Annotated in this window: 20 protein-coding genes and 1 tRNA gene; 12 read left to right on the forward strand and 9 right to left on the reverse strand. The window is 45.4% G+C overall.

Annotation, left to right across the window (positions count from 1 at the left end; genetic code table 11):
* Positions 1-2: 2 nt before the first annotated feature.
* A tRNA-Tyr gene (locus tag HGO26_RS11215) sits at positions 3-87 on the reverse strand.
* A 125-nt stretch (positions 88-212) separates the two neighbouring features.
* Between HGO26_RS11215 and HGO26_RS11220 the strand changes: the two genes are divergently transcribed.
* From HGO26_RS11220 to HGO26_RS11230, 3 genes are all read left to right on the forward strand, one after another.
* Complete coding sequence (locus tag HGO26_RS11220) at positions 213-701, forward strand: VC2046/SO_2500 family protein (RefSeq protein ID WP_131524165.1); 489 nt, start codon at positions 213-215, stop codon at positions 699-701.
* A gap of 210 nt (positions 702-911) precedes the next feature.
* Positions 912-1199, forward strand: a complete 288-nt coding sequence (locus tag HGO26_RS11225; RefSeq protein ID WP_113939682.1) for a DUF406 family protein — start codon at positions 912-914, stop codon at positions 1197-1199.
* A 245-nt stretch (positions 1200-1444) separates the two neighbouring features.
* Positions 1445-3628, forward strand: coding sequence for an EAL domain-containing protein (locus HGO26_RS11230; protein ID WP_168825227.1), 2184 nt, complete (start codon positions 1445-1447; stop codon positions 3626-3628).
* Between the two features lie 154 nt (positions 3629-3782).
* On the opposite strand, the gene HGO26_RS11235 is transcribed toward HGO26_RS11230, so the two are convergent.
* A complete protein-coding gene (locus tag HGO26_RS11235; protein WP_168825230.1) occupies positions 3783-4298 on the reverse strand; it encodes a YchJ family protein in 516 nt (171 codons plus the stop codon).
* 104 nt (positions 4299-4402) lie between these two features.
* Positions 4403-4978, reverse strand: a complete 576-nt coding sequence (locus HGO26_RS11240; RefSeq protein WP_028760004.1) for a DUF4440 domain-containing protein — start codon at positions 4976-4978, stop codon at positions 4403-4405.
* Positions 4979-5096: 118 nt separating this feature from the next.
* Between HGO26_RS11240 and smrA the strand changes: the two genes are divergently transcribed.
* Entirely contained in the window at positions 5097-5687 is a 591-nt protein-coding gene (gene smrA, locus HGO26_RS11245) for a DNA endonuclease SmrA (RefSeq protein ID WP_168825232.1), read from the forward strand.
* Positions 5688-5771: 84 nt separating this feature from the next.
* Here the strand turns inward: smrA and HGO26_RS11250 are convergent, their stop codons facing one another.
* Positions 5772-7646 (reverse strand): M2 family metallopeptidase, encoded by a 1875-nt coding sequence (locus HGO26_RS11250; protein ID WP_168825234.1) that lies wholly within the window; start codon positions 7644-7646, stop codon positions 5772-5774.
* A gap of 220 nt (positions 7647-7866) precedes the next feature.
* On the opposite strand from HGO26_RS11250, the gene psrA reads away from it, so the two are divergent.
* Together psrA and HGO26_RS11260 are read left to right on the forward strand one after the other, a co-directional pair.
* A complete protein-coding gene (gene psrA, locus HGO26_RS11255; protein ID WP_028760001.1) occupies positions 7867-8505 on the forward strand; it encodes a TetR family transcriptional repressor PsrA in 639 nt (212 codons plus the stop codon).
* Between the two features lie 16 nt (positions 8506-8521).
* Positions 8522-10801, forward strand: a complete 2280-nt coding sequence (locus HGO26_RS11260; protein ID WP_168825236.1) for an acyl-CoA dehydrogenase — start codon at positions 8522-8524, stop codon at positions 10799-10801.
* 245 nt (positions 10802-11046) lie between these two features.
* On the opposite strand, the gene pyk is transcribed toward HGO26_RS11260, so the two are convergent.
* Both pyk and HGO26_RS11270 read right to left on the reverse strand, forming a co-directional pair.
* On the reverse strand, positions 11047-12486 hold the full coding sequence (gene pyk, locus HGO26_RS11265; protein ID WP_168825238.1) for a pyruvate kinase: 1440 nt from the start codon (positions 12484-12486) through the stop codon (positions 11047-11049).
* A gap of 187 nt (positions 12487-12673) precedes the next feature.
* A complete protein-coding gene (locus HGO26_RS11270) occupies positions 12674-13528 on the reverse strand; it encodes a MurR/RpiR family transcriptional regulator (protein WP_006081563.1) in 855 nt (284 codons plus the stop codon).
* Positions 13529-13840: 312 nt separating this feature from the next.
* Here HGO26_RS11270 and zwf point away from each other — a divergent pair, with 312 nt between their 5' ends.
* Genes zwf through HGO26_RS11290 form a run of 4 tightly spaced genes read left to right on the forward strand, consistent with a single transcriptional unit; the run spans position 13841 to position 18534 of the window.
* A complete protein-coding gene (gene zwf / locus HGO26_RS11275; RefSeq protein ID WP_028759998.1) occupies positions 13841-15313 on the forward strand; it encodes a glucose-6-phosphate dehydrogenase in 1473 nt (490 codons plus the stop codon).
* A 9-nt stretch (positions 15314-15322) separates the two neighbouring features.
* The gene (pgl, locus tag HGO26_RS11280; RefSeq protein WP_105252460.1) at positions 15323-16021 is read left to right on the forward strand and encodes a 6-phosphogluconolactonase; all 699 of its coding nucleotides are present in this window, start codon (positions 15323-15325) and stop codon (positions 16019-16021) included.
* 24 nt (positions 16022-16045) lie between these two features.
* Positions 16046-17872, forward strand: a complete 1827-nt coding sequence (edd, locus tag HGO26_RS11285; RefSeq protein WP_028759996.1) for a phosphogluconate dehydratase — start codon at positions 16046-16048, stop codon at positions 17870-17872.
* Positions 17873-17892: 20 nt separating this feature from the next.
* A complete protein-coding gene (locus HGO26_RS11290) occupies positions 17893-18534 on the forward strand; it encodes a bifunctional 4-hydroxy-2-oxoglutarate aldolase/2-dehydro-3-deoxy-phosphogluconate aldolase (RefSeq protein ID WP_028759995.1) in 642 nt (213 codons plus the stop codon).
* Positions 18535-18720: 186 nt separating this feature from the next.
* Here HGO26_RS11290 and HGO26_RS11295 read toward each other — a convergent pair whose 3' ends face one another.
* The 3 genes from HGO26_RS11295 to HGO26_RS11305 form a co-directional block, all read right to left on the reverse strand.
* The gene (locus tag HGO26_RS11295) at positions 18721-20070 is read right to left on the reverse strand and encodes an anti-phage deoxyguanosine triphosphatase (RefSeq protein WP_168825240.1); all 1350 of its coding nucleotides are present in this window, start codon (positions 20068-20070) and stop codon (positions 18721-18723) included.
* Positions 20071-20095: 25 nt separating this feature from the next.
* Positions 20096-20683 carry a 5'-deoxynucleotidase gene (yfbR, locus tag HGO26_RS11300; protein WP_168825242.1) on the reverse strand — a complete coding sequence of 196 codons (588 nt, stop codon included), beginning with the start codon at positions 20681-20683 and terminating at the stop codon, positions 20096-20098.
* Positions 20684-20895: 212 nt separating this feature from the next.
* Entirely contained in the window at positions 20896-22110 is a 1215-nt protein-coding gene (locus HGO26_RS11305; RefSeq protein ID WP_105252462.1) for a pyridoxal phosphate-dependent aminotransferase, read from the reverse strand.
* A 754-nt stretch (positions 22111-22864) separates the two neighbouring features.
* On the opposite strand from HGO26_RS11305, the gene HGO26_RS11310 reads away from it, so the two are divergent.
* Together HGO26_RS11310 and HGO26_RS11315 are read left to right on the forward strand one after the other, a co-directional pair.
* Positions 22865-24247, forward strand: coding sequence for a Na+/H+ antiporter NhaC family protein (locus HGO26_RS11310; RefSeq protein WP_113939692.1), 1383 nt, complete (start codon positions 22865-22867; stop codon positions 24245-24247).
* 296 nt (positions 24248-24543) lie between these two features.
* Positions 24544-25878, forward strand: a complete 1335-nt coding sequence (locus tag HGO26_RS11315) for a glutamine synthetase family protein (RefSeq protein ID WP_168825244.1) — start codon at positions 24544-24546, stop codon at positions 25876-25878.
* Positions 25879-25959 lie beyond the last annotated feature (81 nt).

Genomic DNA, 25959 nt, shown 5'->3' on the forward strand with positions numbered 1-25959 from the left:
AATGGTGGAGGGAGAAGGATTCGAACCTTCGAAGGCTGAGCCGTCAGATTTACAGTCTGATCCCTTTGGCCACTCGGGAACCCCTCCTCAATTGCGGCCGCCATAGTAGTCAGAAACCTTTTCCATGTAAATACCCAATTTAAAAATATTCCTAAAGTTATGTATCAAATGGTCGATTAACTAACAACGAATTGTTTTGACGATGTTTTTTTATGCAAATTGATGTTCCTTTAGTCAACGAAGCCCAAATTGGCACCCGCTTAAACGCGGCGATAGAAAATGACAGACGGGGCGAATTCGCCCTGTTGCTGTCGTTACTGTCGGTTGACGCTCGGGACATGGCGCAATTCCAATGGCAAAATGAACTCGATATGGCGCAAAAATTACAACGCCAATTTGAATTGCCACCGCAGCAAAGTTTAATGGCGGATTTATCGTCTGCTGAGCCTGTGGTTGATAACAGCAGTATTTTTATGGCTCAAGGTCCACGTGCGTTTCAATTACAACAAGCATTGCGACCGGAAGCCTTAGTCATCCGTGGCGGCGAGTCAGTCGCAATGGCAGAAGCGTTAAGTAACTGTGACCATGTGACTCAGCTGAGGCAAAGGGGCCAATTAACCGCACCCAAAGTCGAGATCATGCACTTTGCTGATCAATTGGCAATCCAACGTAATCTTGTGCCTTTGCTCGCCTCAGCCTAAGGCCGTCTTCCCGCGCAAGTGGTCTTCAATACCCATCAAGTCAATCTGATCCATTTCGATAAATAAGCGTGAGCTAAAGCCAGTTATCTTGAAGCTTAATTACCTATAATTCGTATTAACCTATCGAGTTAAAATTTACCACGTTAAAAATTTAACGAGCATATTTTAGTGATGCCGTTAATCAGTCGCTCTATACATTAAGGAATACAGATGAAAGGCATAATAGAAGCACAGAGCCCGACAGTGAATGACACTTGCACCGATTGCGGCAGCTTTGTCGATATCGGCGCCGTTATTGATGAGCACGATACGTTATTGACGTTAAATTTTGTTGGCGATAGCGCTCAAGCGGATGCCGAAAGCATGGCAACACGCGCTCAAACTCGATTTGCTGAAGTGCAAACTGAATTTGTGACTAAGACTGAAGGCGTCGACTTACTGCTGACCTTCAATGTCAGCGCGGAAAAAATGATTTTTCAATTGGAAAACGGCCTGTAATTTTTAGAGCAGCACTTTAGTTTTTAGTCGGTCATAGATGTCACAGAAATCGCGCTAATTGCCTAAAAATGCTGCTATTGTTAACCAAATTGTAATAAATTGTGCCACATGTTGCTGTGCTTGCAACAGTTAGTGTAATCTGCCTCCAAATAAGAATAATTCAATCAGCTTAATTCTAAATTTCAAGGTAAGTTTGCTAACAGCAAAGACCTTTAGCCCAACACGAAGTTTTGTAGGGAACCAGCGTGAAGCGACGTCAGCATCAGCATTTATTGGAGTCTTTGGTACAGTCAACTGCAAAACAGCAGGGCGATTTCACAAAGACGGCAGAGTTAACCACAGAGTTGTTGTGCCAGAATTTAGCGGTTTCTTTGGTATCAGTGTGGACTTTTTCATCTGATCAACAAACCCAATCACTCGTCGCACAATTTGGTTCTATGATGTTGCAAGACATTCATAGACCTAAGTTATTACAAGATTGTCCCCGGTATGTACACGAGCTCAAAACTCTGCGCCATATCGATGCAGGCAATGCCCTGACCGATCCACGTTTAAGTGAATTGGCTGAGTGCTATTTTATCCCGCGGCAAATCAACTCGAGTCTCGACATCGCCATTCGCATCAATGGTCATCTCGAAGGTGTGCTCTGCATCGAGCGGGCACAATTGACTCCCCACTGGCATGACAGTGAAATTCACCTCGCGTGCCAGATGGCCGACCAATTAGCCCTGACCTTAGCGACAAAGCACAGCTACGATAAAGAAGAAAGCTTGAGTTTATTTCGCTGTGCCACTGAACAATCGCGACAAATCAGTATGTTAATTAATTTGCATACTGAAAAAGTCGAGTATGTGAATCAGGCGCACAGTGAAATCACCGGCATGCCCCGTGAGCAGATTATCGGCGCGAATATTCGTGAGTTGGCTTTTTTCAAGCAGCATGCCCAATTAGCCGAGCAAACCCTAGCGCAAATCTTTAGGGGCGAAATTGCCAAAGGCGAAGTGCAGTTTAGTCGTGCCGATGGCAGTCGTTATTGGCTGACATACGTGCTGAGTCAGTTCATTACCGATCGCGGTAATCATTATGCCTTGGTCTCGTGTGAAGAAAATACCGACGAGCATAACTATAAGTCAGAGCTTGAACGGCTTGCTTGGCGTTGTGGATTAACGGGACTCCATAACCGTACTCATTTTAATCGAGTCCTTGAACGTACCACGAAGGGACTGTTGTTATTAGTTGATTTAGTGGGATTTAAGCGTTTTAACGATACCTATGGTCATGAAAATGGCGATAGCTTGTTGATAGAAATTGCCCGCCGTTTGAAACATTTTTCTGAGATTAATAAGGCCACCGAAATTGCCCGCGTCGGCAGCGATGAATTTGCCGTGCTATTGACCGATGATAATGCCGTTTACGATCTTGATTATTTTAGTACGCGCCTGTATCAACATCTTGCTATGCCTATCTTAATCGGCCGCGAGCAAGTCGAACCAAAGCCTGCTTTAGCTGTGGTTGATATTGCCTCTGTGGCGAGTTTGTTTGCCCCATTAACCTGTGCCGATATTGCAGTGCAGTATGCTAAAAAGAAAAAAGGCACTGCAATCCAAGTATTTAACAGCACGTTATTGAGCGCATTTAAAGAGGATGCGCAGATAGAACGTGATTTACATAGTGCGATCCGTGGTCGTCAGTTTGAGCTTTATTATCAGCCACTGAGGGATCTTGAGCAGAATACCTATATTGGCGCCGAAGCCTTAATCCGTTGGCATCATCCTAAAAGAGGCGTGTTATTTCCAGCTTCCTTTATTGATATTGCTGAGCAGTCGGGGATGATTAATTCCATCGGCAGCTGGGTTTTAGAGGCTGCTTGTCGACAATTGAACCTATGGCAGCATCATAATGCAGAGATGACAATGCATGTGAATGTGTCGGCCCGCCAGTTCTTCAGTGGTAATTTATTCGAGCAAGTGTGGCAGTTGTTGACACGTTATCGCTTGAAACCTAAGACGTTAATCTTAGAGATCACAGAGACTGAATTGATGGGTGATATTCGCCACGCGACCTTGTTATGCCAAGAATTAGCGGAATTAGGCGTAGGGCTCGCGATTGACGATTTTGGGACGGGTTACTGCTCTATGCGTTATTTGAAGCAGTTTCCGATCAGTAAACTTAAGATTGATCGTTCGTTTATTTCAGATCTTACCGTCAGCCGTGAAAGTCGCGAAATTGTGTCAGCCATTATCGCCATGGCGAATGCATTAAATATATCTTTGACGGCAGAAGGGGTTGAAACCCTTGAGCAAGAAGCGTTTTTAGCGAAAAGTTTTTGCCATCAGGCACAGGGTTATCTCTATAGTCCTGCATTACGGGAGCCTGAGTTTGCACAATTTATCTTGTCGGCGAAAAGCGCTTCAGTCATAACCCACTAAAGTTACAATTATTTCAAATGTGCTGCTCACGATAAAATAAAGGCAACCTAGGTTTGTAATCTAGGTTGCCTTTATTATTCATCTCTGTGCTTGTTCAATCAGCACTATAAACCTTCACCGTCATTCTCCAGTGCAGCTCAGCACTGTATACCTATTAAGATTTTAAGCAGCATTGTTTGAATTTTTTGCCACTATGGCAAATACAGAGGTCATTTCTACCGGGTAATTTAGCCGTCATTTGCTGGCCTTGGCTGTAATACCAGCGACTTGCTTGGTAGATAAATTCGGATCGCTCATAGATAGCATCAATTTCACCATCGAGCTTATACCAAGCTTTAAAGGTAACTGTGCCATGTCGTTGTTCAGCTATCGCCGCTTGAGCATTGTGGCTTGGTGTTTCAGTACTGCTCTGTATATCTAATCCTAACCAATGTGGGTGAGGACCAGCATTGAGGCTCGTGAGAGTAAGGCCATTTAGATAGTCTGGATGATGTGTTTTTAAAATGTAATCAAAATTTTTCAATACAAATGCGCAGTAGCGTGAGCGCATAAGCTGTTCAGGAGTACGGGCAATCTCTTGCCCAGAGTCTACATGCGTATGCAGTGGACCACAGCAATCTTGGTAGCTTAGCCCACTACCACAGGGGCAGGTTTGCTTAGTTGTAGTCATGTTAGCTAAATCTTTAATTTAATTGTATTTGTTTAAATTTATTCGATTTCTATCTAAATGCGCTAGATGTGAGATAGTCCATTTAAACGTAATCGGCATTAACATTAGGGTAATTTTTTACCCGCAGGTAAAGGCGGAAATTGGCGACCATAATATAAGTTAGGTACCGGTTTCGCATTCAGATAATAGCTAGGTTCTGCGCGGTTATTGGTATCTAAGCTCACTTTCCATTGGGTGGATGAGACTTTTTCTGTACCAATAGCAAATTTGCCCGCAAATTCACTCACAGGTTCGCCAGTTTCTTGTGCCGGGTAAAATCGAACCAAATAATAGCCTGTATCTATGGCACCATTACCGATAATTTTGCGTTTAGTAATGCGAAAATCCACGTCGATAGTGGCTTTTTTGGCGCGGATTTTATCGAAAAACTTCTTGTAAATGGCGACAATATTGTCTCGTCCATAGTAAATTTCTTTACTTTGACTTTCAGATAAGTAGCTAGCGTCATCAGCGTAAATCTCACGGGTCACCTCGGGGGACAATTGATTAAAAGCACTAATAAACAAAGGGTAATTAGCATTGATCAATTGATCATCAGTGGATTTTGTATGAGTTTTAGCTGGATTGGCTAAGCTTGGTAGTGACAATAAGCACATCAGGACTAGCGGTAAAAATTTCATTACTTTATTCTAATCTGGCAATCATGGCGTCACTATAATGGAGGCGCCCGCTGAACTAAAGCGTTGAATGTTTACAAAGTGTGTTTCTGTACAAGAGTGTGAAGTAAAGGAGCTTGCCATGCTGGATGATGAATCAGCACTGTTTTTTGAGGAAATGGCTGGAGTCGTACCACTAAAAGGCGATATGCCAGTGGTAAATTTAGCACCGAAAGCGTTGACGGCTGAGCAAATACACAGACGCGATGCTTTAGAACGGGAAGCCTTCCTAGCGTGTATGCCACTGGATTTAAAAGCGTTTCCACAGCAAGCGCCAGATGACATTGTGAGCTTTAAGCGTGAGGGAGTACAAAGCGGTGTTTTTAAACGACTCCGAATGGGGCAATACAGCATCAAGATGGAGCTTGATGTGCATGCTTATCGGTTAAACCAAGCTCGTGATGCCGTCCTTAACTATTTACTTGCAGCGCAGGCACATGGTGAACGCTGTGTCATGTTGATCCACGGTAAAGGCTATCAGAGTCAACCCTTTGCGGGATTGCTCAAATCCGCTGTGTGCTATTGGTTATCACAACTCGATATGGTGCTTGCCTATCATTCGGCGAAAACCGAGCAGGGCGGTGCTGGGGCACTTTATGTGATGTTAACTAAGTCAGAACAGCTCAAGCTTGAAAACCGTGAAGCCAATCGTAAAGGCATGGGATGGCGTTAGATTAAACAGATAAGTATTGAATAAAAATGCCCAATTTTATTGGGCATTTTGTTTTATGTTATTGGGTGATGATTTAATGAACCCTTACCAACCACACTGGCGGTTTGCGGTGGTATTTTGCTCATCTAACCATGTTTTAAGTGGGGCGAAGTAATCGAGCACCGCTTTTGCATCCATGGCTTCTTTACCGGTGACTTCTTTCAATGCTTCTGGCCAAGGTTTACTTAAGCCTAACTCGAGCATCTTATTGAGTTTCTCTCCCGCGGCTTGATTGCCATAAATACTGCATCTGTGTACCGGACCTTTATCGCCTGCAGTTTCACACAGTGCTTGATGGAATTGGAATTGCAAAATATGCGCTAGGAAGTAACGGGTGTAGGGTACATTGCCTGGTACATGGTATTTAGCACCCGGATCAAAATCTGCTTCACTACGTTCAGTCGGTGCTTTGACGCCTTGGTATTTTTCCCTCAGATCCCACCAAGCTTGGTTATATTGGGCGGGCGTGATTTCGCCGCTAAACACTTTCCAGCGCCACTGATCTATCATCAGGCCAAAGGGCAAGAAAGCAATTTTGTCTAAGGCTTGTTTTAGTAAGAGGCCGATATCCTTAGATGCATCAGGTACTTCTTCTAATAAGCCGATTTGCTTTAAATAGCTTGGCGTGATCGACAGTGCTATTGTGTCACCAATTGCTTCATGGAAACCATCGTTAGCGCTGTTTTTAAACAGGAAGGGTTGTTGCTTATAAGCGCGTTGATAGAAGTTATGCCCAAGTTCGTGGTGGATAACGCTAAAATCTTCGGCAGTTTTTTGGATACACATTTTAATGCGAATATCGTCGAGATTATCGAGATCCCATGCCGAAGCGTGACAAACCACATCACGGTCCTTTGGCTGAACGAATAGAGAACGCGCCCAAAAACTTTCTGGCAATGGTGCGAACCCTAATGATGTGAAGAAGCCTTCGGCTTGTTTCACCATTTTATGCTCGTCATAGCCTTTATTTGCGAGTAACTCAGTGACATCGTAACCCGGATCAGCATTGTCAGGGGCGACGAGATCATACACATTACCCCATTGCTGGGCCCACATGTTGCCAAGTAAGTGTGCCGGGATGGGTCCAGTGGTAGGTGCGACGGTATCGCCGTACTCTTTATTCAATTCTCCCCGTACGTAGCAGTGCAAGGACTCATAAAGTGGCTTAACTTGGCCCCAAAGACGGTCGAGTTCCTGTGAAAAGTCATCGGGCTTCATATCGTATTGACTGCGCCATAGTTCAGACAGGTTGGCATAACCAAGATCCTTCGCGCCTTCATTGGCCAGTTCAACTTCGCGTTGAAACAAGGGGCGCATGGGTTTAGCTATTTCACGCCAGCCTTTCCACGCTTCCAGTAATTTTACGGGATCACGTGATTCGGCCATTAAGCTCGATAGCTCAGGCTGAGTCATACACTTGCCGTCGGCAAAACAGTATTTTCCTTTGCCGTATAAGCCATTTAATTCCGAACTAATTTGCGCCAGCTCGGTATTCTTCGCAGGATCGAGCGGCGCGGGTAACACTAACGCACTGCGCAGTATATTGAGCTTGCGGGCATTTACGGGATCGAGTTGCACATTGGCGTACTTCGCCGCCTCGGTTGCAAATTTTACCGACGCGGCACTGACCTTTTCGCCGACTGCGGCAGACAGGGCCGCGGTATCATCAGTAATAAAGTTGCTGTAAATCCACTCGGCGCGATTAGATTCAATCGATAATTCGGCCATCTTGGCTTCAGCATCATTAATAAAAGCAATGGCTTGTGCTTTATCTGGGGCGGTATTGATGACAGCTGCTTCTGCTGTAGCTGTTTTGTCTGTCTTGTCTGTTTTACTTTGTGCATCATTACAGGCCGTTAATCCTAGCGCGAGTGCCACTGTGAGGGCGATTTTACTGCGACGATTCAATGAAATAACCATGTCTAGTTGTCCTTGTTGTTTTTGTGTTACACAGTTTACCTAAACCACAGGGTTATTGCACAAGGGTTAATTGACTTGTTTTTAACACTTATTCGGACATGTACGACATACCGCTTGTATCACAGACTAGAAAGCGATGAATTTGTCCAATTTTAGTTTGACATCCGTGGTGCCAATGTTTAATTTAAACGAGTGTTTTAAATTAATTCAAGGTCACGGAATGGCAAGTCGATCCGATACAAAAACTAGAATACTTGATGCCGCAGAAAAACTGTTCGCCGAACGGGGCTTTTCTGAGACTTCCTTGCGACTCATTACCAGCAAAGCTGAGGTGAATTTAGCATCGGTCAATTATCACTTTGGTTCTAAAAAAGAGCTGATCCGTGCAGTGTTAGCCCGCTATTTAGACGTATTTATGCCTGCTGCTTCAAGCCAAATTCACCGTTTAAATGCCGCTCCAGCACAAGCTACACTCGAAGAGATCCTGTCTTCTTTGGTCGATCCTTTATTGGATTTAAACGCGCTACGTACCGAAGGCACCACGATCTTCCTGCAGCTTTTAGGCCGTGGCTATATCGAAAGCCAAGGGCATTTACGTTGGTTTATTACTACCCATTACGGCCAGCATCTCGATGCTTTTGTTAAAGCCGTTTCGGCCAGTGCACCACATATTCCACCCGCTGAAATGTTTTGGCGCTTACACTTTACCTTAGGCACTATCGTGTTCACTATGGCGTCCGCTGATGCCCTAAATGACATTGCTGCTGCTGAGTTTGGTGAGCATAACGACATCGAAGCCGTGATCCGTAAAGTGATCCCCTACATGGCGGCTGGTGTATCAGTCCCCGTTTCTTCTTAATTAAAAGGTCTTGATAATGTTGACGATTATAATTCTTGCCCTGATAGCCATTGTCGTGTTGTTTGCGGTGAAAAATATCCGGATGCAGTTTATTACCCGCCCAGTTTTTAGTTTTTTCAAGAAGGTCTTGCCGCCACTTTCAGATACCGAGCGCGAAGCGATGGAAGCCGGTGATGTCTGGTGGGAAGGGGAGTTATTTCGCGGAAATCCTAACTGGAATACCTTGCACAGCTACGGTAAGCCGACGCTGACAGCTGAAGAAAAAGACTTTATTGATAATCAAGTAATGACAGCACTGACGATGATCGATGATTTCGACATAGTGCATAACCGCAAGGATTTACCGCCGGAGCTGTGGGAATACTTTAAGAAAGAAGGTTTCTTCGCACTGATCATTCCGAAGAAATTTGGTGGTAAAGCTTTCTCTGCCTATGCAAACTCGACCATTGTCAGCAAATTAGCCAGCCGTAGCGTAAGCGCCGCTGTGACTGTGATGGTGCCGAACTCTTTAGGTCCTGGTGAGTTGCTGACCCACTATGGTACGAGCGAGCAGAAAGAACGTTGGTTACCTGCTTTGGCTAAAGGCGATGAAATTCCTTGTTTTGCGTTAACTGGTCCAGAAGCGGGCAGTGATGCCGGCGCTATCCCCGATGTCGGTATTGTGTGTCGTGATACTTTCAACGGCGAAGAAATGCTTGGGCTTAAACTAACATGGGATAAGCGTTATATCACGCTGGCGCCTGTAGCAACAGTTCTGGGGTTAGCGTTCCAAATGCGCGATCCTGAAGGTCTGCTTGGCGATAAGAAAAACTTAGGCATTACCTGTGCGTTGATCCCAACGGATCATCCTGGTGTGGTGATTGGTCGTCGTCATAATCCGCTGGGTATGGCGTTTATGAACGGTACTACTCAAGGTAAAGAAGTGTTTATCCCGCTCGATTGGATTATCGGTGGCCCTGAGTTTGCAGGTAAAGGCTGGCGTATGCTGGTTGAGTGTTTGTCAGCGGGCCGCGGTATTTCATTGCCAGCATTGGCAACGGCTTCTGGTCACATGGCGACTAAGACGACAACGGCTTACAGCTATGTGCGTCACCAGTTTGGTATGGCAATTGGTCAGTTTGAAGGAGTGCAAGAAGCGCTGGCGCGTATTATTGCCAACACTTATCAGTTAGAAGCCGCACGCCGTTTAACAACCACGGGTATCGATCTTAAAGTCAAACCTTCGGTCGTGACCGCGATAGCTAAGTACCACATGACTGAATTAGGCCGTTCAGTGATGAACGATGCCATGGATATTCAATCGGGTAAGGGCATTCAATTAGGACCTAAAAACTATTTAGGCCACCCTTATATGTCGAATCCAATTTCGATCACTGTGGAAGGCGCGAATATTCTAACCCGCTCGTTGATGATTTTTGGTCAAGGTGCGACTCGCTGCCATCCTTACGTACTTGCCGAAATGGAAGCCGCAGCGATGGAAAACCAACATGAAGCCTTAGAGCGTTTTGATGCGTTATTAATGGGTCATATGGGTTATGCCACGCGTAATGCTTTCAGTGCTTTGTTTAGCGCGTTAAGCGGTAGCCGTTTTGGCAGTGCGCCAGTGAGCGGTGAAACTAAGCAGTACTATAAAGATATGTCGCGTATTTCGTCTGCATTAGCCTTAATGACAGATTTATCAATGCTGATCATGGGCGGCGATTTAAAACGCAAAGAAATGCTGTCTGCACGTATGGGTGATGTGCTCAGCCAGTTGTATTTAGGCTCAGCGACCTTGAAGTTATTTGAAGATAATGGCCGTCAACAGGACGATTTGCCTGCGGTACGTTATGTAATGGCCAATCGTTTGCACTTGGCGGCTAAAGCGTTGGAAGACACGATTCGTAACTTCCCGAGCCGTCCTGTGGCCTGGTTACTGCGCGGCTTAATTTTTCCACTGGGTAATCACTTCACTGCACCGAGCGACAAAATGGCGACCGATTTAGTTAGCGGTATGTTGAAGCCTGGCCCTGCTCGTGAACGTATTACTTTCTTATGTCCTGAATTTGAAGGGGATAAGGGCGGTATTGCTGAAGTAGAGCAAGCATTTATCGCGCAATATGCCTGTAAAGATATCTATAAAAAACTGAAGAAAGCGCAGCGTGCCGGTGAGTTGCCAGCAAAAGTGCCGAATCTAGTCTTGTTTGCAAAAGCACTCGAGACTGGCGTTATCACTGCCGACGAAGAACAAAAGTTACAGCATGCTGATAAGCTGCGCTTAGCGGCAATTAATGTGAATGATTTTGAAGCGTTATAGTGATTGTTAGTGTTTGATGTTAGCGTTTAATGTTAGTGCAGTTTGGTCTAAGCGGTGTTAAGTTCGATAGCTAAGCCGCTTAGGCCGTTTGGATTTCCCTCTGAAATGAGAGACCAACAAATCTTCATCAACAGAAATAAGCACTTACAGAAAACAGTCAATATAAAAAAACCACCTTCATGAGGTGGTTTTTTATTGGCTTTTTTCTAACGAGCTTGAGTTGTTAGAAGAAGCTCTTAAGCAACTTAAGCTACGATCAACACTTTACAGGTGTTAGTGCCGCCGATGGTTTCCATTGCATCGCCTTTGGTCATTAATACCATATCACCGCTATTCAAATAACCAGCCGCTGTTAATGCTTCTAACGCTTTTTGCGCTAGCTCATCGGCTGGGTGGATCGTTGAATCGAAGTAGATTGGCAACACGCCGCGGTACAAGGCCATTTTGGCTAAGGTTGTTGCGTGACGTGATAAACCTAAGATTGGCAGTGAAGAACTGATACGAGACATTAACTGTGGTGTTGCACCCGATTCAGTCAGAGCGATAATCGCCTTAACGCCTTCTAGGTGGTTTGCTGCATACATAGTTGATAGCGCAATGGTCTCTTCAACTGAAGTGAAACGCACATCTAATCTATGCTTAGACACAATCACACTTGGGTGAGATTCAGCGCCAACACACACGTTTGCCATTGCCTTAACGGTTTCTTCTGGGAAGTCACCGGCAGCAGTTTCAGCAGATAACATCACAGCATCGGTACCATCAAGCACAGCGTTCGCCACGTCCATCACTTCGGCGCGGGTTGGCATTGGGCTTGAAATCATCGATTCCATCATCTGGGTGGCAGTGATGACGACTTTATTCAGTTGGCGTGAACGGGCGATTAACTTCTTTTGTACTGCAACGAGTGCAGCATCACCAATTTCAACACCTAAGTCACCACGGGCAACCATAACAACGTCAGACGCTAAGATAACATCATCCATAGCGGCATCGGTCGCAACCGCTTCAGCACGTTCAACTTTAGCAACGATCAACGCATTACAACCGGCTTGACGGGCAAGATCGCGTGCATAGTCCAAGTCAGCACCACTGCGCGGGAAAGACACGGCTAAATAATCCACTTGGATCATTGCTGCAGTGAGAATGTCAGCCTTGTCTTTTTCGGTCAGCGCAGCAGCAGAAAGTCCGCCGCCTTGTTTGTTAATACCTTTGTTGTTAGATAAAGGGCCTGCCACAGTCACTGTGGTATGCACTTTACGGCCTTCAACACGCTCAACGCGTAATTGAACACGGCCATCATCTAACATCAGGATATCGCCAACAGTCACATCGTCTGGCAATTGCTTGTAATCGATACCCACTTTGGTCTCGTCGCCTTCACCTTTGGCTAACTCGGCATCAAGTACATAGGCTTGACCTAATACGAGTTGTACTTTCTTATTGTCTTTGAAAGTAGAAACGCGGATTTTAGGGCCTTGTAAGTCACCAAGAATGGCCACATGAACGCCTAACTCTTTAGCGATTTCGCGCGCTTGAGTTGCTCGTTTTAGATGATCTTCGGGGGAACCGTGGGAGAAATTAAGACGTACAACGTTTGCACCTGCCGCGATGATGCGGCGTAGGTTATCATCACGATCGGTAGCGGGACCTAGAGTGGTGACGATTTTGGTTCTGCGGAACATAAGGATACTCCGTTAAAGTTAAAAAAAATCTTGGGACTATATTACCATGCAATTCCAAATTTTGTAGTAAAGTTACAATCAAATTGATCTAAAGTTATGTATGAAAATTGTGAGGTATCGCTGATATTTGCACGATAAATGGCTAGGTTAAGGATCAACGCTAGCCATTTTTAGAAAAGGAAGTGAGTTACAGTATCGGATCTTTATTGATGCGAGACTCTTTTAACACTTCTTTCACTCGTTTCAAATTATCGCGGAAACGTGGGCCTCTACGTAAGGTAAAACCCGTTGCCAATACATCTATAGTGACTAATTGGGCTAAACGCGAGGCCATAGGTAAATACATGTCAGTATCTTCTGGCACTTCCATTGTCACGGGCAGTGTACATTCCATTGACAAAGGCGAGTTGCGGGCAGTAATACCAATCACAGCTGCACCATTTTCTCTCGCTAAACGCGCTATTTCAATCAATGACTTAGTGCGGCCAGTGTGGGAAATCAATACCACCACATCGCCCTCATTACTGTTAATACAGCTCATGCGTTGCATTAGAACATCGTCAAAACAGATGACAGGGACATTAAAGCGGAAGAATTTATTTTGCGCGTCATGGGCAACTGAAGCGGATGCGCCTAGGCCAAAAAAGGAAATAGTCTTAGCTTGAGTGAGAATATCAACGGCTTTATTAATGGCTGAAATGTCTAGGCTTTGACGTGCGGTATCGAGCGAAGCCATTGAAGATTCGAATATTTTTGTCGTGTAAGACTCAGTCGAATCATCTTCTTCAACGTGGCGGCTCACATAAGGTGTACCGTTCGCAAGACTTTGTGCTAGATGTAACTTAAAATCAGGGAAACCTTTAGTATCTAAGCGGCGGCAGAAACGATTCACAGTAGGTTCACTGACATCTGCCATCTTAGCCAGTGTGGCAATGCTAGAATGTATAGCTGTCTGTGGTGATGCTAAGATCACCTCTGCAACTTTGCGTTCTGATTTACTAAAATGGGTGAGGCTTTTTTGAACCTTTTCTAGGGTATTCATACGCGTATGTCCGCTAAATTGAGAATGTAATTTTATTTATTTTTATTTCGTGGGAGCAGATCAAGACTGGCGGCCCACTAATAGACTCTATGTAGTAACTTTTCAGTACAATTTTGAAATAAGACTTTACTACCTTCAGTAATTTAAGCACAAAAAGCATATCAGATTTATGCAGCAAGTGACTAGTTAGCAAGAATGTTAATATTTATAAAAATAGATGCATTTAACAAATTCTGTTGTTATATTACAACAAAAGTGTGGATTTCTTCATCGACATGAAGGGACACGACATACAAAGGAGATCGTAACGCAATGGGCAAAACAACATCAGGCGCCAAAGCTTGTGACTTCGTACTCTTTGGTACTAAAGGCGATTTGGCACGACGCAAGTTGTTACCTTCTTTATACCAGCTAGATAAAGCTGAACTTCTCGATAAAGATACGAAAGTGATCGGTGTCGCGAAAGACGAGTTTACTCAAGATGAGTTTATCGAATTAGTCACGCTTGCATTAAACACCTTCGTGAAAGAGCCTTTGTGCGAAGAGACTCTCCAACGTTTCCTGTCCCGCTGCCACTATATAGGCACTAACTTTACCGATTCAGCGGGCTACAGTGCCTTCCATGATCTGCTCAAACCAGAAGAGCGCGTTATGGTCAGTTACTTTGCTACGCCACCTGCAATATTCGGCGATATATGCCGTTGTTTGCATGAACAAGATCTTATCCACCCAGATTCACGCGTGGTGCTCGAAAAGCCCATCGGCTCAGATTTAGACTCTTCTCGTGTTATCAATGACCAAGTTTCCGCTTACTTCAAAGAACGTCAGGTTTACCGTATCGACCATTACTTAGGTAAAGAAACCGTACAGAACTTGATTGCACTGCGTTTTGCTAACTCTTTATTTGCCTCTAAGTGGGACAACCGTACGATTGACCACGTCCAGATCACAGTCGCAGAAGAAGTGGGCATCGAAGGCCGTTGGGGTTACTTCGACAAAGCGGGTCAGATGCGCGATATGATCCAAAACCATTTGCTGCAAGTGTTAACGCTCGTTGCCATGGACCCACCTGTTAACTTGGACGCTGACAGCATCCGTGATGAAAAAGTTAAAGTGCTGAAATCACTGCGTCCGATTAATTCTGACAATGTGTATGAAAATACCGTACGCGGTCAGTACAGCGCAGGCTTCTTAAAGGGCAGCCCAGTCCCGGGTTATTTAGAAGAAGAAGGCGCCAACCTTCAATCACACACAGAAACCTTTGTGGCTATTCGTGTGGATATCGACAACTGGCGTTGGGCGGGCGTGCCTTTCTATTTACGTAGCGGTAAACGTATGCCGTTTAAGAGCTCTGAAATTGTGGTGTATTTCAAAAACCCACCGCATAACTTATATCGCTCAAGCTACCGTAATCTGCCACCGAACAAGCTGACGATCCGTCTGCAGCCCCATGAAGGGGTTGAAATCCAGATGATGAACAAAGTGCCAGGTTTGGAGCAAAAACAACGTCTACAAACCACTAAACTCGATTTGAGCTTCTCCGATACCTTTAAAAATGAACGTATCGCCGATGCCTATGAGCGTCTATTACTCGAAGCTATGCTCGGTAATCAAGCGCTGTTCGTGCGCCGTGACGAAGTCGAACAGGCATGGACCTGGGTGGATGGCATTATCCAATCGTGGGAACAAAGCAACGAAAAACCAAAACCTTATCCTGCGGGTACTTGGGGTCCAGTTGCGTCAGTTGCTTTGATCACCAAAGATGGCCGTTCGTGGGACGAGTAGGAGACTTTGATGATTAAAGAAACCGTATTCAAATCTTTCGATACGCCAAGTGCGTTAGAACAACAGCTTGCGAATAGAATTGCGAGCCAGTTGCAGGAAGCCGTCGATGCCCGCGGAAAAGCGAGCTTAGTGGTTTCCGGTGGTTCGACGCCGCTTAAGTTATTTCAACTATTGAGCATGAAATCCATCGATTGGAGTGATGTTTATATCACGCTTGCCGATGAGCGCTGGGTTGAAGCCGACGCCGATGCATCTAATGAGCGTCTCGTGCGTGAACATTTATTACAAAACCGTGCGGCGAATGCCAAATTCCGCGGTTTAAAAAACATGTTTTCGACCGCAGAAGCGGGCGCCGATATGGCCGCCGAGTCCTTGTCTAACTTCCCACGTCCTTTTGATGTGGTGGTGTTAGGCATGGGTAACGATGGTCATACCTGCTCTTGGTTTCCCTGCAGTGCTGAGCTTGAAAATGCGCTCACAACCCAAGCCTTGTGTGTGGCGACGAACCCCACCACAGCGCCCCATGGTAGAATTACGCTCTCTAAGAGTGCGATTCTGAACAGCAGACAAATTTATCTGCACTTGGTCGGGGAACAGAAATTATCCGTATATCGTCAAGCGTTAGAAAGTGATGATGTCCATGCTATGCCTATCAGAGCCGTATTAGCGCAGCGTAAAACGCCCGTTGATGTGTTCTGGAGCGCTTAAGGAGTCACTATGCACTCAGTAGAAATACACTCAGTAGTTCAAGCTGTTACCGACAGAATTATTGCCCGTAGCAAAGCGTCACGTGAAGGTTATCTCGCCGCATTGAATGATGCCCGTAACCATGGTGTACACCGTAGCTCATTGAGCTGTGGCAACTTAGCCCATGGTTTTGCCGCCTGTAATCCAGACGACAAAAATGCATTGCGTCAATTGAATAAGGCGAACATCGGCATAGTGACGGCATTTAACGATATGTTATCTGCGCACCAACCCTATGAAAGCTATCCTGAATTGCTGAAAAAAGCCTGTCAGGAAGTCGGCAGTGTTGCACAAGTGGCAGGCGGTGTTCCGGCCATGTGTGACGGTGTGACTCAAGGTCAACCCGGTATGGAATTGAGCTTACTGAGTCGTGAAGTGATTGCGATGGCAACGGCTGTGGGTTTGTCTCACAACATGTTTGATGGCGCTTTACTGCTCGGCATTTGCGATAAAATCGTTCCAGGCTTACTCATAGGTGCCTTAAGCTTTGGTCACTTACCTATGTTATTCGTGCCAGCAGGGCCGATGAAATCAGGTATCCCGAACAAAGAAAAAGCCCGTATTCGTCAACAATTTGCCCAAGGTAAAGTAGACCGTGCTCAGCTATTAGAAGCTGAAGCCCAGTCTTACCACAGTGCGGGAACCTGTACTTTCTACGGCACGGCAAACTCGAATCAGTTGATGCTTGAAGTGATGGGTCTGCAGTTACCTGGCTCATCTTTTGTGAATCCTGACGATCCACTGCGCGAAGCGTTAAATAAGATGGCGGCTAAGCAAGTGTGCCGTTTAACTGAAATGGGCACCCAATATACCCCAATCGGTGAAGTGGTCAGCGAAAAATCTGTGGTTAACGGCATTGTGGCACTTTTGGCTACTGGCGGTTCTACTAACTTGACGATGCACATTGTCGCCGCGGCTCGTGCTGCCGGTATTATTGTGAACTGGGATGATTTTTCTGAATTATCCGATGCTGTACCATTAGTGGCGCGCGTGTATCCAAACGGTCATGCCGATATTAATCATTTCCATGCAGCCGGTGGCATGGCGTACTTAATCAAAGAATTGCTCGATGCGGGTCTATTGCATGAAGATGTGAATACCGTTGCGGGCTTTGGTTTACGCCGTTATACCCAAGAGCCAAGGTTGCTTGACGGTGAACTGCGCTGGGTGGATGGTCCAACAACCAGCTTAGATACTGAAGTGTTAACGTCAGTCGCATCACCTTTCCAAGGCAACGGTGGCTTAAAATTACTCAAAGGTAACTTAGGCCGCGCTGTGATCAAAGTGTCAGCAGTACAAGAACAACATCGTGTCGTTGAAGCGCCCGCAGTGGTGATTGACGATCAAAATAAACTCGATGCCTTGTTCCAAGCCGGTGCTTTGGATAGAGATTGTGTTGTGGTGGTTAAAGGTCAAGGCCCGAAAGCCAACGGTATGCCAGAACTGCACAAGTTAACCCCATTATTGGGAACGCTTCAGGACAAAGGCTTTAAAGTCGCGCTGCTGACCGACGGTCGTATGTCTGGCGCGTCGGGTAAAGTCCCTGCGGCCATTCACTTGACGCCAGAAGCCTTAGATGGCGGTTTAATTGCTAAAGTCCAAGATGGCGACTTGATCCGTGTCGATGCGTTAACAGGCGAACTGAGCCTGCTTGTATCTGAAGCTGAACTTGCCACCAGAGCCGCGGGAATAGTGGATTTACATCGCTCACGTTATGGTATGGGCCGCGAGTTATTTAGTGCGCTACGTTCAAATCTAAGTAGTCCAGAAACTGGTGCGCGTTGTACTAATGCCATCGATGAACTTTATTAATACAAAGGAAGAATAACGCAATGCTTGAGAATAACTGGTCACTACAGCCACAAGATATTTTTAAACGCAGCCCTATTGTTCCTGTTATGGTGATTAACAAGATTGAACATGCGGTGCCATTAGCGCGAGCACTGGTTGCCGGTGGCATTAGCGTGTTAGAAGTGACTTTGCGTACGCCTTGTGCACTCGAAGCTATCACTAAAATCGCCAAAGAAGTGCCTGAGGCCTTAGTGGGTGCAGGGACTATCCTAAACGAAGCTCAGCTTGATCTTGCGATTGCCGCTGGCGCGCAGTTTATTATTACCCCAGGTGCAACGGTTGAACTACTTAAAGCGGGTATGCATGGTCCAATCCCTTTAATTCCAGGGGTTGCGAGCATTTCAGAAGTGATGACGGGGATGGCGCTCGGTTACACCCACTTTAAATTCTTCCCAGCCGAAGCTTCGGGTGGTGTTGATGCGCTGAAAGCCTTCTCGGGTCCGCTAGCGGATATTCGCTTCTGCCCAACAGGTGGCATTACGCCTAGTAGCTATAAAGATTATTTAGCGCTGAAAAACGTCGATTGTATTGGTGGTAGTTGGATTGCGCCAACGGATGCAATGGAACACGGCGATTGGGATCGTATTACTCAACTTTGTAAAGATGCCATCGGCGCTTTATAAATCGAGATTGAAATAGTGACAAAATAAAAAACCACCGCGAGGTGGTTTTTTGTCTTTTATCTTTCGCATTTTGATAGAGAACGGCTGCGATAGCTGACTCTGTAGAAAGTCTGGTTTTTACAGTAACACGAGCATTTACAAACAGTCTGGCTTTATAGCAAGTCGGGCCGCGCAATGCCTGCTTGCCTACATTTCCTTGCTCAGTTCTACATTTGAGCCGGCTTTTGGGCTAAACAACTGCTGATATAGTCTGCCTGCAAACTCATCAGTCATTCCTGAAATATAGTCCGCCAACACTCTGTGACTGTTTAAGCCTTGTTGCTCACTTTCGCGCCAGCGCTCTTGGGTGTTCAGTGGTAGTAAACGCTCTGGATCGGAAGCGAAGGCTTCAAATAATCCCATCACAATTTGCTGGCCTTTATATTCGAGCATTTGGATCTCAGGTTTACGGATCACGTATTTATAAACCAGTTGCTTGAGCACATTGAGCGCAATGGCAAATTCGGGCTCTAATGTTGCATTAAAGCGCAATAATGGCTCTTCGAACACGTCATCTTCTGAGATAACAATAGCGGTGACAAAGCCATTAACGAGTGTGCCTATGGCATCTTTACGCAGGTGATGCTCATGGGAAAATAGCTTGTTGCCAATATCTGCCAGCTCTTGTTTTATCCACGCATCACTGCTGTTCGTCAGTGTCGGCGCCACATCTTGATGCCATTGGGACGCTGTGACTATGCCCATCACAATCGCATCTTCGAGATCGTGCACCGCATAGGCGATGTCATCTGCCAGTTCCATAATTGAGCAATCGAAGGATTTAAACTGGGTTCGCAAATGCGGATAGTGGTGCAGGGCGGGGTGTGAACCTTGCTGCGTTGATGTAAAACGACGGCTATCTGCCTCAGACAAAGGCTCAAGCACCCAAGCGAAGATGTCGTTATCATCGTCGAAAATGCCCTTAACCGGCGGCCATTGTGACGGCTTGAGCTGTCTATGGTTGGTGATTTCACTATGTTCACCCGCGACAAACAGCTTCGAGTGCGGCGCGGGGTATTTTAAAATGCCGAGCATAGTTCGGCGGCATAAGTTCATCCCGAAATCTAAGGTATAGGGCTCAAGTTTCGATAAAATACGAAAAGTTTGGCCATTGCCTTCAAAGCCGCCGTGGTCGCGCATCATGTAATTTAATGCGACTTCACCGCCATGGCCGAAGGGAGGATGACCAATATCGTGGGCTAAACATAAGGACTCTAATAAGCTCATAGAGCAAAGCAACTGCTTATGTTGTGGATATTTGCGTCTGAGCTGCGCGGCTATGCCAGTGCCAATTTGCGAGACTTCGAGTGAGTGGGTTAATCGGGTGCGATAGAAGTCATTCATGCCAACACCGAGCACTTGGGTCTTGGCCTGGAGGCGGCGAAAGGCGGCCGAGTGGAGAATACGCGCCCTGTCTCTTTGGTAAGGGCTGCGGTGATCAAAGCGCCGTTGTTTATCTTCACCATGACGGCGTTCTTGCCAAACACTTGAAGTCATATGCATTCCTAGCGAGAGTGGAAAATCAAAGCATCTTGTTAATTTCGTCTAAATTCAAAGTGAAACTGGGTACAAAGCAGCTCATAAAATACTGTACTGAGGGATCAGGATTCGTCGACAGCATGTCTTCGAGACGCTTACGGGCGGTATTGAATTCACTGTTGCCAGCGCGGTTTTCCTCAAGGCATTTAAGATAGGCACACAGAGTATCAGCCGATTTCACTATGGTCTTGTAAACGGGATCGGCGTAATCGCTGATGAACAGACTGCGATAATCCTCTTTAAATTCCTCAGGTACCATATCTAACATGCGCTGCTCGGCAATCGCCTCAATCTTTTTATACTCGGCTTCAATTTCTTTATTGAAGTATTTCACCGGCGTCGGTAAGTCACCCGTGAGAATTTCACTGGCATCGTGAAAAATCGCCAAACTCGTGGCTTGATGGGGATCGAGCGTCGTGCCGAATTTCTTATTACTGATGATCACCAGTGCATGGGCCACCATGGCAACTTGCAGCGAGTGTTCTTGAACATTTTCAGTGCGAACGTTGTACATCAAAGGCCAGCGTTGGATAAGTTTCATGCGAGCTAAATGCGCAAATAAGTGACTCATAGTTTTCCTGCTAAAGAGTGAAATCGGTAGGCGACAAGCTGCAATGGAAGACATGATACGAGTGAATAGGCAGTATTGACGCTAGTGAAGTCTTAGATTATCACAGCCTTGGATGACACGTGAGCATGAGCGTAGAGGATTTAAAGAAATAGCTAAAAATAAAGCGACCACTAGGATCGCTTTATGACTCAAACTGTTAACTGAGGATAAACTTACTGCCGATAGTTTTCGAGGAAGGCACCAAACTCGGTAAATGCTTTCTTCAGATCTTCTTTATAGGGCAAGAAAACCACTCGTAAATGGTCAGGCTCAGGCCAGTTAAAGGCCGTGCCGTGCACTAACAGAATTTTCTTTTCTCTGAGCAAATCCAGCACTAAACGCTCATCATCCCGCAGATTGAATTTCTTCATATCCAGTTTAGGGAAGGCATAGAGTGCGCCCTTGGGTTTTTTAACGCTCACACCTGGAATTTGGTTAAGCAATTCGTAACAGGCATCCCTTTGGACTGTGAGGCGGCCATTAGGCAAAATAAGCTCGTTAATACTCTGATAACCGCCGAGCGCGGTTTGAATCGCATGTTGATTGGGCACGTTTGCACAGAGGCGCATCGAGGACAGCATTTCTAAGCCTTCGATGTAACTTTTAGCAGCTTTAAGATTGCCAGATAACATCATCCAACCAACACGAAATCCTGCTGCACGATAAGCCTTTGATAAACCGTTAAAAGTAACAGTTAAAATATCATCTGATAGACCCGCAGCAGGAATATGCTTGGCTTCATCGTATAAAATTTTATCGTAAATTTCATCGGCAAAAAGGATCAGATCATGTTGACGACACAGTTCAACCACTTGCAGCAGTAATTCTCTGCTGTATACCGCTCCGGTTGGGTTGTTCGGGTTAATCAGCACTATGCCGCGGGTACGTGATGAAATTTTACTTTTAATGTCGTTGAGATCGGGGAACCAGTCCGCTTCTTCATCGCAGCGATAATGCACAGCCTTGCCGCCCGCGAGATTCGCCGCTGCTGTCCACAGGGGATAGTCTGGTGAGGGGATTAAGATCTCATCATCGGTATTTAGCAAGCCTTGCATTGCCATCATAATGAGTTCTGAAACGCCGTTACCTATATAGATATCTTCAATATCGACACCAAAAATCCCTTGGGCTTGATAATGCTGCACTATGGCCTTACGGGCAGAGAATAATCCTTTTGACTCACAGTAGCCTTGGGCACTGGGTAAATTGAGGATCACATCGCGCACAATTTCTTCAGGCGCTTCGAAACCGAAGGGGGCCGGATTACCAATGTTGAGTTTGAGGATTCGATGCCCCTCGTCTTCTAAACGTCTGGCTTCCTTGTGCACTGGGCCGCGGATGTCATAGCAAACGGTATCCAGCTTGTTGGATTTGATGATAGGGCGCATTTACACCTCGGAACATGCATAAAGTTTTGGCTTAAGTTAGCGCACCATAACGAAATTTCATTGCAGATGAAAGGGGGTATAAGCACAGAATTGCGCTTTTTTTATAAATATCCCTCAGTTAAATATGCTTTAACAGTCGATTAAAGAAATCTGAACAAGTTTTATGTTCTGATATTGGCATGATTTTAAGATTGTTTATCTATTGGGTTGGTAGGGGAATCTTGTTTATGTTTTTTCATTTCGAAAGATGAAAATGCGTTTTCATTAGCTGACTCATATTTGATTTCTCTATATTAGCCATATTAATCGTGACAGAAGAAAATGTATTTTAGCTGATACTTAATGGTTGATTTTTAATCACAGATTTTTGATAAGGTAAACTTATGCAAGCGGCATTTTATCTTGTGATAATTAGGCATATTTATTGAATGCTTATTAAGCTAAGAAGATCATAAATGTTTAAGTTACAATGGCGTTAAAAGTCTTTTAGATTATACGGTTATGTAAAATTGTCTCACGGGAATTAAATTTATTTTCTATCAAGTTAAATTTATAGTTGACTCAATATTCGATGCGCTTTATTTTCTGCGCGATGTTTTTGGCAAGGCACCTTAGATAGCAAGCAATTCGCGGGTTTTATCTTCAGGGTTAGTCATCATGAAGCAGCTGTGTTGACGTTCTAAATCGTGTTGATTTCAGACGTTATTCTAAAACCATTTGCCTTTTAGGCGATTTATTTAGAGGACCTAAGTGCATGTCTGAACCGACAGCGTTAAGTCTCATTCCACCTTTGGTGGTATTGGTGTTAGCTATTTGGTTACGCCGTCCTATTTTATCTTTGATCATAGGTGCGGTAACCGGTTTCCTGTTACTCGATCCCAGTCAAGTCTTAAACAATTTTGCTAGTGTGTCATTGAAGGTTATGGCCGATGAAACCATAGGTTGGTTGATTCTGGTGTGTGGTGGTTTTGGCGCGCTCATCGCACTTTTAGTTCGAACTGGCGGCGCATTAGCGTTTGGCCGCAATGCACTTAAATTGGCGAAAGGACCTAAATCTTCCCTATTAATGACTTTTATCCTTGGGATCGTGATTTTTATCGATGACTATCTCAATGCGTTGACCGTGGGTGAAACCATGAAGCGTGTAACGGATAAATTTAAAGTGTCCCGTGAAATGCTCGCCTATGTCGTGGACTCCACCGCCGCGCCCGTGTGCGTGTTAGTGCCATTATCGACTTGGGCGGTATTTTTTGGTGGATTACTGGTGGATAACGGTGTGGCAGCCGAAGGTCAAGGCATTGCAGTTTATATGCAAGCCATTCCTTACATGCTTTATGCTTGGTTAGCTGTGGCTATGGTGCTACTTGTCGCATTAGGTATTGTGCCCGCCATTGGTCCAATGAAGACTGCGCAGCTGCGCGCTGCCCAAGGTGAACCCGCGGAAGCGCAAGTGGATTTCGACCAAGTGCAAACTTCGGATGAATATGCGGTTAAAGCCATAGAAGAGGAATTTAAGCACGCCGATAATCAGGGCAAACTGCATAACTTTTTAGTGCCTATTGGTTTGTTAGTTGCCTTTACCGTGTACTTTGATATCGACGTGTGGAAAGGCTTGCTGGCGACCTTAGTTATCACGATTCCTTATTATGCAGTGCAGCGTTTGATGCCATTTTCAGAGATGATGGACCAAATGATCGATGGCTTTAAAAGCATGCTACCGGCCATTAGCACTGTGATTGCGGCGTTTGTGTTTAAGGATGTGTGCGATCAGTTGTTACTGCCGCAGTATGTCATTGAGTCATTAAGCCCATTTATGACACCTAAATTGCTGCCTGCGGTAGTGTTTTTATCTATGGCTATACTCGCGTTTGCCACAGGTTCGAGCTGGGGTATATTTGCCGTGACAATTCCTATCGTGATGCCATTAGCGCAAGCGGTTGGGGCGGACATCCCATTAGTCATTGGGGCCTTATTGTCTGCATCATCATTTGGTAGCCAAGCGTGCTTCTACTCAGATTCAACCGTATTGGCCGCCCAAGGCTCAGGTTGTAACTTAGTGAGCCATGCTGTGACTCAGTTACCTTATGCACTTATCGCAGCAGTAATAGCATTTATCGGCTTTATTGTGATTGCATAACTTCTGTCACGATTAATATAAGAAACCAGCTACGGCTGGTTTTTTTATGTCTGCCGTAATGGGGTTAGGCGGCTAGAGTGAGTAAAGGGTGAGTAAAGAGTGATGAGGCTTGAACTAGAATAAACACGATTACACTGCTAAATGAAGATTTTCAACTGATGTCAAATTATATCTTACGAAATTGTCATTTATATTTTACACATTTCATCGTTGCCATGTAGCTTTTCAAATCAAAGCCTGATTATACTTTGCATCCTTCAGGGCATTATTTTCAACATTAGTGGCAAACGAATCAAATGGACTCAACTCTTCTTACTGCGTTTTTCGAGCACGGCACAATACGTGATGTCGAGTGTTTATTCCCTGATATTTCAGGCTATCCAAGGGGAAAGCTTATGCCTGCCCGAAGTTTTGCTCAGGGTGCTGAATTACGTATTGCCCAAGCGATTTCGATGCAGGCGATTACCGGTGAGTATTCCTACGATCCTGTTTTCCCTGATGCTGATCCTGATCTTTTACTCGTCCCCGATTACAGCACCCTCAAGATGATCCCATGGAGCACTGTGCCGCGCGCATTTGCCATCCATGACTGCGTATTACTGGATGGCAATTTATGTCCATTTGCGCCGCGCTCTATGTTAAAAAATGTGTTGGCCCGTTACCAAGCCCTTGGGTTAACACCCGTGGTGGCCCCTGAAATTGAGTTTTATCTTACGGAGGCGAATACCGATCCGAGTGTTCCGTATCAGGCGCCCATTTCAAAAAGTGGCCGAGCTGAAAATGGTCAATCCGCGTTTAGCATGAATATGCTAAATGAACTCGCACCATTTTGGGATGAGTTTAATGCCGCTATCGATGCGATTGGGATTAAAGGTGATACTTGGATCCATGAAATGGGGCTATCGCAATATGAAATTAACTTAGTGCATGGCGATCCGCTGGCCTTAGCGGATCAAGCCTTTATGTTTAAATACGCGGCGAAAGAAATCGCCATTAAACATGGCTTGAATGCAATTTTTATGGCGAAACCCATAGCGGGTCAACCCGGCAGTTCTATGCATTTACATCAAAGTGTCGTCGATGATAAAGGTAATAATATTTTCAGCCATGCTGATGGTAGCGACACTGACCGTTTTCACCACTATATCGGCGGATTACAAAAGTATCTACCTGATTTAATGTTGTTATTTGCACCCAATATCAATTCATTTAGACGTTACATTTCCGGCAGTCAAGCACCGATTAATTTAAGTTGGGGCGTTGATAATCGCACCACTGGCTTACGTGTGCCATTAAGTGCTCCAGTGGCGAGACGGGTAGAGAATCGCATTGCGGGCGCCGATGCTAATCCGTACCTGATGATTGCCGCATCTTTGGCAGCGGGCCTTGCCGGAATGGAAGAAAAATTATCGCCAAGTGCACCAGAAACTGGGAGCGCTTATGAGAGCAGCCATGACCTCGCGCAGACATTTTTAGCTGCGTTAACGCAAATGCGACAAAGTGATTCGGCACGACGCTTACTCGGGGACGATTTTGTCACTGGCTTTGTATCGGTGAAGGAAATTGAATTCCAAAGTTATTTGAGTGAGATAGGGGCTTGGGAGCGACGTTTCTTAGGGCCGCAATGCTAACGCTTATTTAATGAGGGGATTTTGCTGGATAACGCCTATTCCCTTGAGTGACTCGACACATCACTAAAAAAACAGCAACAA

Origin of the sequence: Shewanella oncorhynchi, assembly GCF_012584455.1 — a bacterium.
In the GTDB taxonomy this organism is placed as follows: domain Bacteria; phylum Pseudomonadota; class Gammaproteobacteria; order Enterobacterales; family Shewanellaceae; genus Shewanella; species Shewanella oncorhynchi.